19 protein-coding genes are annotated in these 13,913 nt (G+C 59.2%); 15 read left to right on the top strand and 4 right to left on the bottom strand.

The window, feature by feature from the left end; all coding sequences use genetic code 11:
• Window positions 1-80 precede the first annotated feature (80 nt).
• The 13 genes from RA28_RS20045 (at window position 81) to RA28_RS19990 (ending at window position 8,284) form a co-directional block, all read left to right on the top strand.
• Window positions 81-599 carry a hypothetical protein gene (locus RA28_RS20045; protein WP_039532693.1) on the top strand — a complete coding sequence of 173 codons (519 nt, stop codon included), beginning with the start codon at window positions 81-83 and terminating at the stop codon, window positions 597-599.
• A 208-nt stretch (window positions 600-807) separates the two neighbouring features.
• Entirely contained in the window at window positions 808-2,316 is a 1,509-nt protein-coding gene (gene ffh, locus RA28_RS20040; RefSeq protein ID WP_039532692.1) for a signal recognition particle protein, read from the top strand.
• A gap of 57 nt (window positions 2,317-2,373) precedes the next feature.
• Window positions 2,374-2,952, top strand: coding sequence for a GNAT family N-acetyltransferase (locus tag RA28_RS20035; protein ID WP_039532955.1), 579 nt, complete (start codon window positions 2,374-2,376; stop codon window positions 2,950-2,952).
• Complete coding sequence (locus RA28_RS20030) at window positions 2,949-3,497, top strand: GNAT family N-acetyltransferase (RefSeq protein WP_039532691.1); 549 nt, start codon at window positions 2,949-2,951, stop codon at window positions 3,495-3,497. Before RA28_RS20035 ends, RA28_RS20030 begins: the two co-directional genes overlap by 4 nt.
• Complete coding sequence (locus tag RA28_RS20025; RefSeq protein ID WP_039532690.1) at window positions 3,494-4,048, top strand: GNAT family N-acetyltransferase; 555 nt, start codon at window positions 3,494-3,496, stop codon at window positions 4,046-4,048. Before RA28_RS20030 ends, RA28_RS20025 begins: the two co-directional genes overlap by 4 nt.
• On the top strand, window positions 4,045-4,341 hold the full coding sequence (locus tag RA28_RS20020) for a chorismate mutase (protein ID WP_039532689.1): 297 nt from the start codon (window positions 4,045-4,047) through the stop codon (window positions 4,339-4,341). The genes RA28_RS20025 and RA28_RS20020 overlap by 4 nt, the downstream gene beginning before the upstream one ends.
• A 69-nt stretch (window positions 4,342-4,410) precedes the next feature.
• The gene (rpsP, locus tag RA28_RS20015; protein WP_039532688.1) at window positions 4,411-4,806 is read left to right on the top strand and encodes a 30S ribosomal protein S16; all 396 of its coding nucleotides are present in this window, start codon (window positions 4,411-4,413) and stop codon (window positions 4,804-4,806) included.
• Window positions 4,807-4,818: 12 nt separating this feature from the next.
• Window positions 4,819-5,454: a 5,6-dimethylbenzimidazole synthase gene (gene bluB / locus RA28_RS20010; protein ID WP_039532687.1), complete on the top strand. Its 636-nt coding sequence runs from the start codon at window positions 4,819-4,821 to the stop codon at window positions 5,452-5,454.
• Window positions 5,455-5,458: 4 nt separating this feature from the next.
• Window positions 5,459-5,605, top strand: a complete 147-nt coding sequence (locus RA28_RS22905; RefSeq protein WP_193747438.1) for a hypothetical protein — start codon at window positions 5,459-5,461, stop codon at window positions 5,603-5,605.
• A complete protein-coding gene (gene rimM / locus RA28_RS20005; protein ID WP_039532686.1) occupies window positions 5,598-6,101 on the top strand; it encodes a ribosome maturation factor RimM in 504 nt (167 codons plus the stop codon). Before RA28_RS22905 ends, rimM begins: the two co-directional genes overlap by 8 nt.
• Complete coding sequence (locus tag RA28_RS20000; protein ID WP_039532685.1) at window positions 6,101-6,916, top strand: hypothetical protein; 816 nt, start codon at window positions 6,101-6,103, stop codon at window positions 6,914-6,916. The genes rimM and RA28_RS20000 overlap by 1 nt, the downstream gene beginning before the upstream one ends.
• The gene (gene trmD / locus RA28_RS19995) at window positions 6,913-7,722 is read left to right on the top strand and encodes a tRNA (guanosine(37)-N1)-methyltransferase TrmD (RefSeq protein WP_039532684.1); all 810 of its coding nucleotides are present in this window, start codon (window positions 6,913-6,915) and stop codon (window positions 7,720-7,722) included. The genes RA28_RS20000 and trmD overlap by 4 nt, the downstream gene beginning before the upstream one ends.
• 136 nt (window positions 7,723-7,858) lie before the next feature.
• Window positions 7,859-8,284 (top strand): hypothetical protein, encoded by a 426-nt coding sequence (locus RA28_RS19990; protein WP_039532953.1) that lies wholly within the window; start codon window positions 7,859-7,861, stop codon window positions 8,282-8,284.
• Here the strand turns inward: RA28_RS19990 and RA28_RS19985 are convergent.
• Together RA28_RS19985 and RA28_RS19980 are read right to left on the bottom strand one after the other, a co-directional pair.
• Window positions 8,281-9,084: a glycoside hydrolase family 25 protein gene (locus RA28_RS19985; protein WP_039532683.1), complete on the bottom strand. Its 804-nt coding sequence runs from the start codon at window positions 9,082-9,084 to the stop codon at window positions 8,281-8,283. The two genes, RA28_RS19990 and RA28_RS19985, sit on opposite strands and share 4 nt — an antisense overlap.
• Window positions 9,085-9,164: 80 nt before the next feature.
• A complete protein-coding gene (locus RA28_RS19980) occupies window positions 9,165-9,356 on the bottom strand; it encodes a hypothetical protein (RefSeq protein WP_039532682.1) in 192 nt (63 codons plus the stop codon).
• A gap of 107 nt (window positions 9,357-9,463) precedes the next feature.
• Between RA28_RS19980 and rplS the strand changes: the two genes are divergently transcribed.
• Window positions 9,464-9,847, top strand: coding sequence for a 50S ribosomal protein L19 (gene rplS / locus RA28_RS19975; RefSeq protein WP_039532681.1), 384 nt, complete (start codon window positions 9,464-9,466; stop codon window positions 9,845-9,847).
• 11 nt (window positions 9,848-9,858) lie between these two features.
• Window positions 9,859-10,080, top strand: a complete 222-nt coding sequence (rpmE, locus tag RA28_RS19970; protein ID WP_008757924.1) for a 50S ribosomal protein L31 — start codon at window positions 9,859-9,861, stop codon at window positions 10,078-10,080.
• A 90-nt stretch (window positions 10,081-10,170) separates the two neighbouring features.
• Here the strand turns inward: rpmE and RA28_RS19965 are convergent, their stop codons facing one another.
• Entirely contained in the window at window positions 10,171-12,186 is a 2,016-nt protein-coding gene (locus RA28_RS19965; protein ID WP_241481178.1) for a cellulase family glycosylhydrolase, read from the bottom strand.
• A 51-nt stretch (window positions 12,187-12,237) separates the two neighbouring features.
• Complete coding sequence (locus RA28_RS19960) at window positions 12,238-13,827, bottom strand: MFS transporter (RefSeq protein ID WP_082029872.1); 1,590 nt, start codon at window positions 13,825-13,827, stop codon at window positions 12,238-12,240.
• Window positions 13,828-13,913 lie beyond the last annotated feature (86 nt).

Genomic DNA, 13,913 nt, shown 5'->3' with positions numbered 1-13,913 from the left:
CCTGTCTGTGGCGCTCATCGCGCAACACGCATGCAAATTCAAGCCGCGACAGTCCGCAAAACACGTGATAACGAGCAGCCATGAAAATCAAACGCAACACTCCGAACCAATTGATCCTGTCCAGCACGCCCTGGTTTATTGGCATCTCGTTGATCTTTTTCACTCTTGCCTTCGTTGCCGCAGGAATGTTCCTGATAATGCTGGGCGGATGGGCGATCCTGTTCGGGCTGATTTTCGGCCTTGGCGGCGGTGTTATGGGAGTCAGCGCATTTAACGACTTTGTCGAACGCGTGCAGGTCATACTGGACCGCAACAAGAACAGTATCCTGATCCGCAGGAAGTCGGTCTTTAGCTATGACGTCGTCGAGCATAGACTAACGAACCTGTCCCATGCGGAGGTGGAGACCACGTATTCGCGAAGCAAGAAAGGCCCATCGACCCTTTATCGCCCTGTTCTTATCCTGAAAGAGGGTATGAGCGCGGGACGACATCCGATTGTCGAGGCGTTTTCCAGCGGATCGGGCGCACATCGTCTGGTCGACGCGGTCAATGACTGGCTTCCGGCACGTAAGGTTGACTCTGCCAGCCAATCGGCCTAAAGCCCCATCCAAACATCCGGAAGCATCTGTTCTTCCGGTCCCTTGAGTCGTTCAGGGATCGCCCCCCACCAGCGAGTTTCGCCCGTGGGGGCAATGCCATTTGGCATGACCCCCACGTCCAATTCAGTGGGAGGGGGCGTTTGTGCAATGAACCGACGCTTCCTATCTAGGAGGCGCCACCAGATAACCGGCGAAGGAGGCCGAAGGCATGTTTGAAAATCTATCCGAACGCCTCTCTGGCGTCTTTGACCGGCTGACCAAACAAGGCGCGCTGTCCGAGGAAGACGTCAAGACCGCCCTGCGTGAGGTTCGGGTTGCCCTGCTCGAGGCCGACGTCTCGCTGCCGGTTGCCCGCGAGTTCGTCAAAAAGGTACAGGATCAGGCCACAGGTCAGGCCGTCACCAAGTCGGTTACGCCGGGCCAGCAGGTCGTCAAGATCGTGCATGACGCGCTGGTCGATGTACTGCGCGGCGAGGAAGACCCCGGTGCGCTCAAGATCGACAACCCACCTGCCCCGATCCTGATGGTCGGTCTGCAAGGCTCGGGTAAGACGACCACAACCGGTAAGCTGGCGAAACGCCTGAAAGAGAAAGAGGGCAAGAAGGTCCTGATGGCCTCGCTGGACGTATACCGCCCAGCGGCGATGGATCAGTTGGCCGTTCTTGGCACGCAGGTTGGTGTCGATACCTTGCCGATCGTGCCCGGCCAGAAGCCCGTCGATATCGCCAAGCGCGCAAAGCAACAGGCAACGCTGGGCGGCTACGACGTCTATATGCTCGACACCGCAGGCCGTCTGCACATCGACGAAGTCCTGATGGACGAGGTCGAGCAGGTTCGCAACGCGGTCGACCCGCGCGAAACCTTGCTGGTGGTCGACGGCCTGACCGGTCAGGTCGCCGTTGAGGTGGCCGAGGAGTTCGACGCGAAGGTCGGTATCTCGGGCGTGGTCTTGACCCGGATGGACGGTGATGGGCGCGGCGGTGCGGCGCTTTCGATGCGCGCGGTCACCGGCAAGCCGATCCGCTTTGTCGGTCTGGGCGAAAAGATGGACGCGCTCGAAACCTTCGAGCCTGACCGGATTGCGGGACGTATTCTGGGCATGGGCGACATCGTGGCCCTGGTCGAAAAGGCCCAGGAAACGATGGAGATGGAACAGACCGAGCGCATGATGAAGCGCATGGTCAAAGGTCAGTTCAACATGAACGACCTGAAACTTCAGCTGGAGCAGATGATCCAGATGGGCGGCATGCAGGGCATGATGGGCATGATGCCCGGCATGGGCAAGATGGCCAAGCAGATGGATCAGGCGGGTCTGGACGACAAGATTCTGCGCCAGCAGATTGCCCTGATCCAGTCGATGACCAAACGCGAACGCGCCAACCCTCAGTTGTTGCAGGCGAGCCGTAAGAAACGGATTGCAGCCGGTTCCGGGATGGAGGTCAGCGACCTCAATAAGCTGCTCAAGATGCACCGGCAGATGTCGGACATGATGAAAAAGATGGGCAAGATGGGCAAAGGCAAGATGCTGAAACAGGCCATGAAGGGCATGTTCGGCAAAGGCGGAGCCTCGCCCGAGGAAATGGCCGCAAGCATGGACCCCAAGGCGCTGGAACAGGCGGCGAAGGCGATGGGCGGCAAGATGCCCGGCGGCCTGTCCGGCATGGGCGGCGGCATGGCGCTGCCCCCGGGGCTGAGCGGGTTCGGGAAGAAGAAGTAACTTGGCCTTTGTCCCCTGCATATCCTTGCGCGCATGCGCCAAACCGGAGGTTTTGCAATGACCTTCCGGTTTGAAGTTGCGCCGAATACGCAAGGGGTAGAACTGGCGGCTCGGGTAGCTGGTACCATCCCAACGCTCGAAACCGAGCGTCTGGTTCTGCGAGCGCCTCAATTGTCGGATTTCGACACCTACGCCCAGATCGTGGCCAGCCCGCGTGCCCGGTATCTGTCCGTCATGTCGCGCGAAGATGCGTGGTACGATTTCGCCCAGATGGTTGCCATCTGGTCGCTGCGGGGCCACGGCCTTTGGTCGGTTGAGGCGAAGGCAGGTGGTCACCTGCTGGGCTTTGTTGTTCTGGGGTTCGAGCCGGAAGACCCTGAGCCTGAGCTTGGCTTTATCTTCACGGAAGACGGCGAAGGCCACGGCTATGCGTTCGAGGCGGCCAGCGCGGCGCGTGATTTTGCGTTCGATCAGCTTGGCTGGAAAACGCTTGCAAGTTTCGTGGTCAAAGGGAACACCCGCTCAGAACGGCTGGCGCAACGTCTTGGCGCAACTGTTGAACGTGAAATACCCGAGGATGACGGCACCACCCTGGTTTACCGCCACATGCCCGCTGGGGCGGAGGGCCGCGCATGACCCTGCACAGCATTCCTACCCTTGAAACCGAACGCCTGATACTGCGCGCGCCGTCCGAGGCTGATCTGGACGCGGATACCGCATTCTTCGCCAGCGAGGCCTCAAAATTCGTCGGCGGACCTTTGCGCCGGGATGAAGTGTGGCGCGTGATCGCGTCTATCCTGGGTCATTGGTCGATGCGCGGCTATGGGTTCTGGAGCGCTGCGGAAAAAGACACCGGAACCTATGTCGGACGGATCGGGCTGTGGTTCCCCGAGGGATGGCCCGAGCCCGAGGTCGGCTGGACGCTGATGAACGATGCCACCGGCAAAGGCTACGCGACCGAGGCCGCGCTGGCCGCGCGTGCGCATGCGTATGATGTGTTGGGGTGGGAGACCGCGATCTCTCTGATCGACGTGGACAACACCGCAAGCAAGGCCGTGGCCAAGCGTTTGGGTGCGCAGTTCGAATACCATTATGAGCACCCCAAGTTTGGTAAATCGGAAATCTGGCGGCATCCGGCACCGTCCGAGTTGGTGAATGGCGGGATGGAGGCGTACGCATGACCTCTTTCACCATCCCAACGGTCGAAACCGAGCGCCTGATCCTGCGCGCGCCGCATCTGGATGATCTGCCCGCGATGACCGCGTTCTTTGCGACCGAACGCAGCCATATGGTTGGCGGGCCAAGAGACGATTTTGAGTCTTGGAGGTCCTTGACGGGACGGATTGGTCAGTGGGCTCTTCACGGCTATGGCGTCTGGCACATTACTGAACGGTCCAACGGGCAGTTTGCCGGATGGGCAGGCATGATGAATGCGCCGGGTTGGGCAGAGCCCGAACTTGGTTGGGTTGTGATGGAAGAATTCGAAGGTAAAGGAATTGCCTTCGAAGCAACGCAGGCCGCACGCGACTTTGCCGCGCGGCATCAAGGTCTGAACGGGGTGATCTCGTACATCGCCCATGCCAATGGCCGATCGCGCGCGTTGGCTGAGCGGCTTGGTGCGACGCTGGAGATTGAAAGAGCCGAACTTCTGGGTAAGCACGCTCAGATCTGGCGTCACCCGCATATCGACATCTCTGACACCGCTTTGACCGCTGAGAGGATCGGCCAATGACCAACCCCGTGACACAGGCCGCAGCGCTGTTGAAAGATCACCGCGAAAGCATCGACCGGCTGGACGCGATCCTTGTCTATACGCTGGGCGAGCGGTTCAAACACACGCAGGCCGTTGGCAAGCTCAAGGCGCAACACGACCTTCCCCCGTCCGATCCCTCGCGCGAAGCTGCGCAGATCGCACGGTTAGAAGACCTGGCGGAAAAGGCCGATCTGGACCCCGATTTCGCCAAGGCTTTTCTGAATTTCATCATTCAGGAAGTCATCCGACACCATAAGAAACACCAATCGTAGGCCTGGCGTCAGCCCGGCATCCAAAAAAGACACGCCTTCGGCGTGATGCCATTCAAAGGAGATACCACCATGGCAATGAAAATTCGTCTCGCCCGCGGCGGCTCGAAAAAACGTCCCTTCTATCGCATCGTAGCGGCGGACAGCCGCATGCCTCGCGATGGCCGTTTCATCGAGAAACTGGGCACCTATAACCCGCTGCTGCCGAAAGACAGCGAGGAGCGCGTGAAAATGAACATGGAGCGCATCCAGTACTGGCTGGATCAGGGCGCACAGCCCACCGACCGGATCGCGCGTATGCTGGAAGCTGCCGGTGCGCGTGACAAGGCCGAGCGTAACAACCCGCAGAAGGGGACTCCGGGCAAGAAGGCTCAGGAACGCGCGGAAGAGAAGGCGTCCAAGGCTGCCGAGGCAACCGAGGCGGCTGAGGCTCCGGCTGAAGAAGAAGCTGTAGCAGCTGAAGAATAAGCAGGCCAGCGCGTGCAGGATCAGGCCTTCAGTGACGATTTTCGCACGCAGTTCGATCTGTTGATGCGGCTCCGGCGCGACGTGCGCCGGTTCCGCACCGACGCCGTGGACGAGGCAGTGCTGACGCGCTGCCTCGACGCGTTTCGGCTGGCCCCTTCGGTGGGGCTGAGCGAACCCTGGCGCGTGATCCGTGTCGAAAGCGCGGCTGCGCGCGACGCGGCGCTGAAGAATTTCCAGGCCGCCAACACCAAGGCGCTGGACGGCTATTCCGGCGAAAAAGCGCAACTTTACAGCCAATTGAAACTGTCCGGCATGCAGGAGGCCCCGGTGCAACTGGCCGTGTTCTGCGACGATGCCACCCACAAGGGCCAAGGTCTGGGCGCGGGCACCATGCCCGAGATGCGGCGGTATTCCGTTGTCTCTGCCATCACCTTGTTCTGGCTCGCGCTGCGCTCGGAAGGGTTGGGGCTGGGCTGGGTGTCGATCCTTGATCCCGACCGAATGGCGCGCGATCTGAAGGTGCCCGATAACTGGCGGCTGATCGGCTATTTCTGCGTGGGCTGGCCCGAGGCCTTGTCGGATACCCCGGAACTGGAACAGGTCGGCTGGGAAAACCGCGCCGACACTTTGCCCATCGAGATACGGTAGGACCATGTTCGGACTGTTACGGCTTCCCATCCTGCTGATGATCGCCTTTATTGTGGGCGTATTCTTCGAACGCTCGAACCAGCGCGAGGCCTGCGCAGAGATCGGGCAGTGGCGGGACGGGCTATGTGTAACGGATGGGCCAAATGAGTGATCTGATCTGCGTCGGCAGCATTGCGGGATCCTATGGCGTGCGGGGCGAGGTGCGGCTGAAAAGCTATTGCGCCGTGCCCGAAAATATCGAGGCTTATTCTCCCCTGACCGATGAGGCGGGCGCGGAGCGGTATCCGCTGGTTCTGACACGGACGATCAAGAACGGGTTTGCGGCGCGTTTGGGCGGCGTGGAAACCAAGGAAGAAGCGGACGCCTTGAAAGGCCTGCGCCTGTTTGCGCGGCGGGATCAGCTGCCGTCGCTTCCCGACGACGAATTTTACCACACCGATCTGATCGGGCTGGAGGTTTATGACACCGGCGGCACGCTTCTGGGTCAGGTCAAATCGGTGCAGAACCACGGCGCAGCGGATTTGCTGGAGTTGCACGGGCCGGGCCTGAAATCCACCGTTCTGCTGCCCTTCACGCTTGAGGTTGTGCCAACGGTTGATCTGGAAAAGGGCCGCATCATCGCCGATCCGCCCGATGGGCTGCTGTGATGCGAAAAGTGTTGCTGCATCTGGGTCTGCACAAGACCGGAACGACAGCCGCACAATCCTTTCTGTTCGAAAACCGTCGGATGATCTGGCCACATCACGCGCTGGTTCCACCGTTTCGTACCCGTAAGCTGGGCTTGTCGGACGCGGCTACGCGATACTCTGCCTACGGAACACAGAACGCCCTGACCGATTTCACCAATAGAACGCGAGATCTGTTGGCCACTCTCGATTTCGGCGAGAAACGGGGGCTTATCCTGAGCGAAGAGAATTTTTCGGGTCTGAGACCCAGTCGCAATGTCGCCATCGGCTATGAGGCCGCACCAGAACTGGCGTCCTGCCTCATCGGACTTGTACGCGACCGGTTCGCCGGTGAAGAAGTGGATATCACGCTGTATTATTCCCTCAGGCAACGCACGGAATGGTTGCGCAGCCTTTGGGCCCATGATCTTCAGCGCACCCGGCTGCTGCTGGATTTCGATGCGTTTCAAACCCGGATGGCGGCTGTCCCCTCGCCCGAAGACGCCGTCTCGGCGATCCGCGACCGGCTTCCAAACGTCAAAATTCAATCTGAATGGCTGCACGATTTGCAGCGACACCGGCTTGGTCCCGGTGCGCCATTTGCGGCTTTTCTGAACCTGCCCGAAGATCAGGCCGGCGAACTGGTCGAGCCTGCGCGCAAAAATCCGGCTTTGCCCGAAGATGTATTGGACGAAATGCTGAAGTTGAACCGGTCTGATCTGGACGAGCCTGATCTGATCCGGCAAAAGCAGGGTCTTGCCCAAAACGATCAGAAGGACGGGATCGGCATCACATGACGGACCAACCCGGAAAATCACACGGTCGAAAGGCCATTCGTCCGACGCTGAAACCGCGAGAACTCATGACCCCGACACCTGATCTGCACGGTGTCTGGAAGACCAAAGTCATCACGCTGTTTCCGTCGGCCTTTCCGGGTGTGCTGGGCGAAAGCCTGACAGGCAAAGCCCTGCAAGACGGGCTATGGCAACTGGAAACCGTTGATCTGCGGCAATTCGGTATCGGCAAGCATCGCAATGTCGACGACACGCCGGCAGGGGGCGGGGCGGGCATGGTATTGCGGGCGGACGTTCTGGGCGACGCCATTGAACACACGATGGCGGACATGCGAGGAAACTGGCCGCTGATCTACCTGAGCCCACGCGGTCGCCGCATGGATCAGCGGATGATGCAGAATCTGGCGCGGTGTGATGGCATGACCCTGCTCTGCGGCCGGTTTGAAGGCGTGGACGAGCGGGTTCTTGAACACTACGGGGTCCAAGAGGTCAGCCTTGGGGATTTCGTCATGACCGGCGGCGAGATTGCAGCCCAAGCGCTGATCGATGCGACGGTGCGGTTGCTTCCGGGCGTTCTGGGCAATCAGGCGTCAGCCGAAGAAGAGAGCTTTTCCACGGGCCTGCTGGAACATCCGCAATACACGCGACCCGCAGATTGGAACGGGCGAACAATTCCCGAAGTCCTGATGTCAGGTCATCATGGGCGCATCGCACAATGGCGGCATAAAATGTCCGAGAAAATCACGCGCGAACGCCGGCCTGACTTGTGGGAACAGTATGTAGACGCTAGCAAAAAAGCCTCCGACTAGACCGCGCAGTGTGGCGCGCAGGTCGCATGCGCTGCCTTTCGCGCCACACCGCTTGTGGCTGTTTCAGCATCAAATTACTCATCTGATGGATGTTGCCGAAAAAGCAATTTCAGATCGAAGAATAACAGGCTGCAAAATGAAAAAACTCGCACCCCTCGCCATGCTGGCCCTTTCGGCCTGCGCCGCTAAACCTCTGGAAATGTCGGTACCGACCCAAGCAGGTCACAATCTGCACTCGGCCAAGGTTGCCGTAAACTCGTGCATCACCGAAGCGGATATTGGCGGCAACAGCGCCGTGATTGGCGGTTATGCGACCAATATCCTTTTGTTCAGCCCCCTCATCGGTACGTTGGTCACGGTTCCAATTCAGGACGAGCTTCGGGCGCAGGGCGAAATTGATCAGGTTGATCGCTGCATGACCAGACTTGGATTTGAACGCCGCAATCTGTCAGATGGCGAACAGATCTGGCTGAACGACTCTCACGGCGAAGAGCGCGTCAGGCGCCTTGATCACCTTGTTGGCGGTGGCACGGTCGAAACCTACCGCGCACCAAGAACCTAAGACGCCCCTGCCTTCCACCGCGCCCAGATCTCGGGCGAGCCGTTGAAAGTGTTGATGTCCACTTTGCCTTGCACGCCCGGCACCAAACCGGTGCCGGTGTACTGCCAAAACCGCCAGATCGTTTTCGGGTACACATCGCGTGGATGGCCCGCAACGGACCTTAGCCAGAACTCTGTCTTTGGAAGCCGTCCGATTTCGGTGTCTTCAAAAAAATCTACGGTCGTGTAGACGATGGGGCGGCGGCCATAGTGTCCCTCAAGGATGCTCAGGAAACGTTGCGCTTCGGCGCGGATCGTTCGCCCGTCGGGACGCAGAGTGCAGGTTTTGGAATGGGGCGTCCACTCCATGTCCAGAACATGGGGCAGGTCAGCCCCTTTCGGAACATTCTCGATAAACCAGCGCGCCTGTTCTGCTGCGGGGCGGCAGAAATAGTAATAGTGATACGCGCCCCACGGCACGCCAGCGTCCTGCGCGCCACGGCGGTGGGTCTGAAACAACGGATCGGAAAAGTCGCCGCCCTCGGTTGCCTTGATAAACGCGAAGCTGACACCGGACGCCTTGGCCGTGCGCCAGTCAATCGGCCCTTGCCAGCGCGACACATCCAGCCCATGCACCGGATAGTGCCCGGGGTGCCGCCCTTCCCACGGGTGGGGATCGGCGTCTCCGAAGTCGGGATAGATGACGGATGGCGCTGTCGCATCGGCAAAAGCCATCGGCTCGACCGTTTGAGGTTGTGGCCCGCGACGTCCGCAGGACACCAGCGCAATAACCATTAGGGCCAGAAATACCGCTTTCCGCATTATATGTTCCTGTAACTGAAATCTGCTCTTTTAATTGACCTCAGAATGCCCGAACGACGGCGCAAGGCAAAGTGGGATTTTCAAAACGGCAAAAACCCACCGTCCTGCCCGTAGAATCTGGCGATAAAGACTTGATCCTCACCCACAAAGCCCTTAAACGACCGCAATCCGGGGCCGCTTTGCGCGACTCCGGTGGTTTGGTTTGCATTCTGACGTGACGCCCGGCTTTCTTCAGCCACGGCGCGACAGGGCAGACCTGACATAAGGAACATTCGATCTGACCTCTGGCGGGCTGTACGCAGGACCCGGTGAAGACCAAGAGCTCTCAGGCCGTGCCCAAACTTCGTGGACCAACCACGAGCAGATAGGAGTAACTGCGATGGACCTGATCGCACAGCTTGAGGCGGAACAGATTGCCGCCCTGGGGAAAGACATCCCCGATTTCAAAGCCGGTGACACCGTGCGTGTCGGCTACAAGGTGACCGAAGGGTCGCGCACCCGTGTGCAGAACTACGAAGGCGTCTGCATCGCGCGCAAGAACGGCGACGGCATCGCCGGTTCGTTCACCGTTCGCAAGATTTCGTTTGGTGAAGGCGTGGAGCGTGTGTTCCCGCTGTATTCGACCAACATCGACAGCATCACCGTTGTCCGCCGTGGCCGCGTCCGTCGCGCCAAACTGTACTATCTGCGCACCCGCCGCGGTAAATCCGCACGTATCGCAGAAGTCACCAACTACAAGCCCAAGGCTGGCGCCGAGGCGTAAGGAGCGGAAAGATGAAAAAAGACATCCATCCCGATTATCACGTCATCAACGTCAAAATGACCGATGGCACCGTGGTTCAGATGAAATCCACCTGGGGCGCCGAGGGCGACCAGCTGGCATTGGAAATCGACCCCTCCTCGCACCCTGCGTGGACCGGTGGCGGCACCCGTCTGATGGACGCCGGTGGCCGTGTGTCGAAGTTCAAGAAAAAATACGAAGGTCTGGGCTTCTAAGCACCGTCCCTGTGAATTGCGAAAGCCGCTCGTTTAGGGCGGCTTTTTGCTTTTGGACCAAAGCCTCAGGAATACATGCTGTCGCGGCTGCTATTCCAGGATCAACCATCGATTGCCCTTGAGCTTGTCCAGGTCGATGAGATGGTATCCATCCTGCACGTGGTGCGCGTCTGCAAGAGCGCCAAAGCTCGGGTCGACCGGTGTGAGCCTCAGGTCAGGCTGTGCGCGAACACGAATTTGGCCGGACACCGGCTCGATCCGGTAGTCCGTTTCCGACGGACCCAAAGGCGTTGCCCGCGCAGAGATCGAGATCAGCACACGGCCAGAACGCGCCAGCGGCTTGTCATCAAGGCTTTGGACAGCCACCGCAGCCATCGGCGTTGCGACGTCGAAGGTTACATCGGTCGTCGCGACCGGACCGTCTTGAAGATTCCCCGCAGCGATCTGGCTGGTTGCCGTGTTCACCACAAACAGCCCTCGGCCGAAATCTCGAAAGAACTCCGCTGTATCCGAAGTAACGACTTCTGCGTTCTGGGTAAGATAAGAGCGGTTCAGATCCAGCGATTCAGCCATTAACGCCGCCGGGTCCGTGGGTATGAGCCACGGCAGTTCCGGCGTCTCGGGCATGCAGGTGACCAATCGGCTTTGTTCGACGATCGTGCGAATCCCGACCGAAGTTTCTGGCGAAACTACCTGCCCGAAAAAGACGTCTGAATCCGGGCACAGGGCAAAGGTCCTTGCAGCGGGTCGAACATGTCCCCGACGGTACAACAGGGCTGCGGCAGGCATCATCCAGATCATTGCAGGGTCGCCTGCGATGCTCCAGTTTTCAGGCACCACCGGATCATTCAGTGGTTGTTGCGAATACCCGTAGACCATCAAAGCATCCCAGCCCTGATGCGCAGCGGTTGCCGCGATACGAAGCGGTGCCAGAAACCGATCTTCGGCAAGAAAAACATCCAGATTCCATTCGGTCTCGCTGAATGGCATGTCGGCAATCTGGGCAATGGCTATCCAGTCCAGAAAGCCGGGCCGCTCTCGCGGATCGAACCGGACCTCATCCTCCCAGCCATAGCTATGCGCATCGGCAATGGAACCCAGCGTTTGCGATGGCAGGCCTGCAACAGACATTCCACCCCACAGGCTGGTCGTCGAAATCAATCCCGAAAACCCTGTTGCCAGCACCGCCTCGCGCATACGCTCGTTGAAACGTTTTTCGAGCTCGGTCAGGAAAACCTTGGGCAAACCGTGTTCCCACGAGCGCCAGACGACATCCGGGTCAATCCCGTGCTCGTTCGCAAATTCGGCGGCCAAGTCCATGTATTGCGCGGAATGCGCAGGTACATCCTTGTCCGGCAACAGCCTGTTGCCGAAGTGATGCGTCAGGTCGTTTTCGTTGGTCAACTGGACCGCTATGACCGCCGGATCCTGGGCGTAGCTCAGCCCGGTCAGCGGGTTTTCATGTGCCAGATAAGCACTCTGGAACTCTCGCATAAGACGCTCGATGCTGTCCGACACGTAGTTGTATCCGCGCCCGTCGATTGACGCCGCCCCGTCCGCGATCTCATTGAAGTGGTCGACACCGTCGGCGGCGGTGAACCTTCGGCCAACGTGCAGATCCAGCCAAATATAAATACCTTCCGCCTTCAGGGCAGCGACCCATTGATCCAATTTGGACATCCAGTCGGGATTGAGTTGCGTTGTGCTATTCGACTGATCTCCGAAGACGTTTGGTTGAACCCAGTCTGAATCGTGGTGATGAATGCGCACCAGATTGAAACCCAGTTGGGCCAACCGTTTGGCGTGGGCCTGGATATTGTCACGCTCGGTAAAATAGATCGCATATGCCTGAAGGTTTGCGCCCCAGAACCGTGCAGGCGAGCCGTCCTGAAAGACAAGTTCACTGCCGCGCACTTCGACACTGCCCAAAACGCCAGCCGGTACATGGTTCAAGCCGCTCAGGTCGGGAACGACCGTGTTCAGCGTGATTTTCCCCAAAGGCCAATCTTCTGATGCCAGAGCAGGCGCAGCTGCAAAAATCCCGTTGCTGATGGAAAGGCCAAAACAGATCGGCAAGGTCAGAATAACGGCTCTTATAAACCTCACATCACACCTCCGCTCCCGTGCCAGGAAGGGTTTTCAGCCTCTCTGATGGCCTCAGTTCCGCGTGAATTTTGCCGCCTCGTGCAGTGGCGGAACTGGCCCGCGAAGCAGGAAAATCGACAGCACCATCGCCGCCAAAGCTGCCAGCGCTGCAACCAGCATTGCGCTGTCAAAGGCGTTGTCCTGCAAATCGCGCAGAGCCTGAGCCAGCGCGGCACCGGATTGCGGATCCAGTCCCGCGATCATTTGCTGGATCTGACTGGGCGTCCCATGCGTGAGCGCGTGGGCCAGATCCTCGCGTTGCGTCGACCCGGCAGGCAGGGCGGCGATCACCTCGGACAGACCGGACCGCATTGTTCTTGCCTCAGCCACACCGCCGACTACGGCACCAATGGTTGCCCCAAAATACAAGAACGCGTTGATAACGCCTGACCCTTGCCCCATGTGCTCTTCCGGCAAAAGCCGCAGCCCCAGCCGGGGCAGCAGCGAGAATCCGATGCCCAGACCGATGCCTACAATGATCAGTTTCCACCAAATCTCGGCATAGCTGGTAGTGCTAGTGGTGGTCGTCAGCAGCAGCAAGCCAACGCCCATCAGGCCCATGCCGAACAACACCGGCCACCTGAAGCTGTAGGGCGCAAGAAACCGTGGCGCCGTGACAGAGACCACAAACATGCTGACACTCAACGGCATGATCGCGGCACCGGCGACAACGGAGGAGTAACCGAATGCATCTGGCGACTGAACGAATGTGTTGAAATAGACAAAGAAGCAAAACAGCGTAAAGCCCGTAAAGAACATTCCTGCCGCGGCCATGAAATACCGCGGGTGGCGGAAATAGCGCAGTTCGATCAAGGGATCATCGCTGCGACGCGAGGTGATCACCAATGCAACGGCTGCAACCGCCGAGATACCCAGTGGTACAAGCGTCAACGCGCTGCTCCACCCGTGGCTTTCGCCGTTGCTGAGTGCAAATGACAATGGCCCGAGAAGAAGAACCAAGGCAATTGCGCCGGGAAGGTCAAATTCGGCACCACTCTGACGGGTATCCGGCACATAGCCGTGCTTGTGCACGCGCAATCCGATTGCGAACGCGGCAACAAGCAAAGCAAGGTCGGTTGCGAATACTCCGCGCCAGCTCAGGTAATGCGCGAACGAGCCGCCGACGATGGGACCGACACCGATCGCAAGCCCGACGATGGCGCCCCAAGCCCCGGTAACGCTGGCTCGCTTTTCCTCCGGCGTAGCAGCTGTCAGCAAAGACAGAGAGGTCCCAAACAGTGCCGCAGCCCCCGCACCCTGCGCGCCCCGACCGACCAAAAGCATGGTCGTGTCCTGCGAAACCAGAACCGAGGCCGAGCCGATGGCGAATACGATCATGCCTGCGAAGAATACGCCCATCTTGCCGGTGAGATCGCCAAGACGGCTGACGATCGTGACCAGTGCCGCGCTGACAACCGTATAGATTGCCATCACCCACTGCAGTCCCGATGGTGTCAGATCGAACTCGGCCTTGAGGTTTGGCAAGATCGTGGCCACGGCCGTCGTGTTAAACCCAACCACCATCATGCAGATTGCGGTCATGGCCAGCACCACTCTGGCCCCTTTCATGTCGGATGCACTCGCGGCGCTTGTTGTTGACATCACCTTATCCTTAGGACGTTTTCACGCGACTTTCGCCGAACGGAGTCGGGCATCTCTTTCCGACGCAAAATCTGTTTTGTCTGTAA

It is taken from the genome of Ruegeria sp. ANG-S4, from assembly GCF_000814005.1.
In the GTDB taxonomy this organism is placed as follows: Bacteria; Pseudomonadota; Alphaproteobacteria; order Rhodobacterales; family Rhodobacteraceae; genus Ruegeria.
Note: the sequence above shows the minus strand (reverse complement) of the source record. Positions and strands in the feature narration are given on the sequence as shown.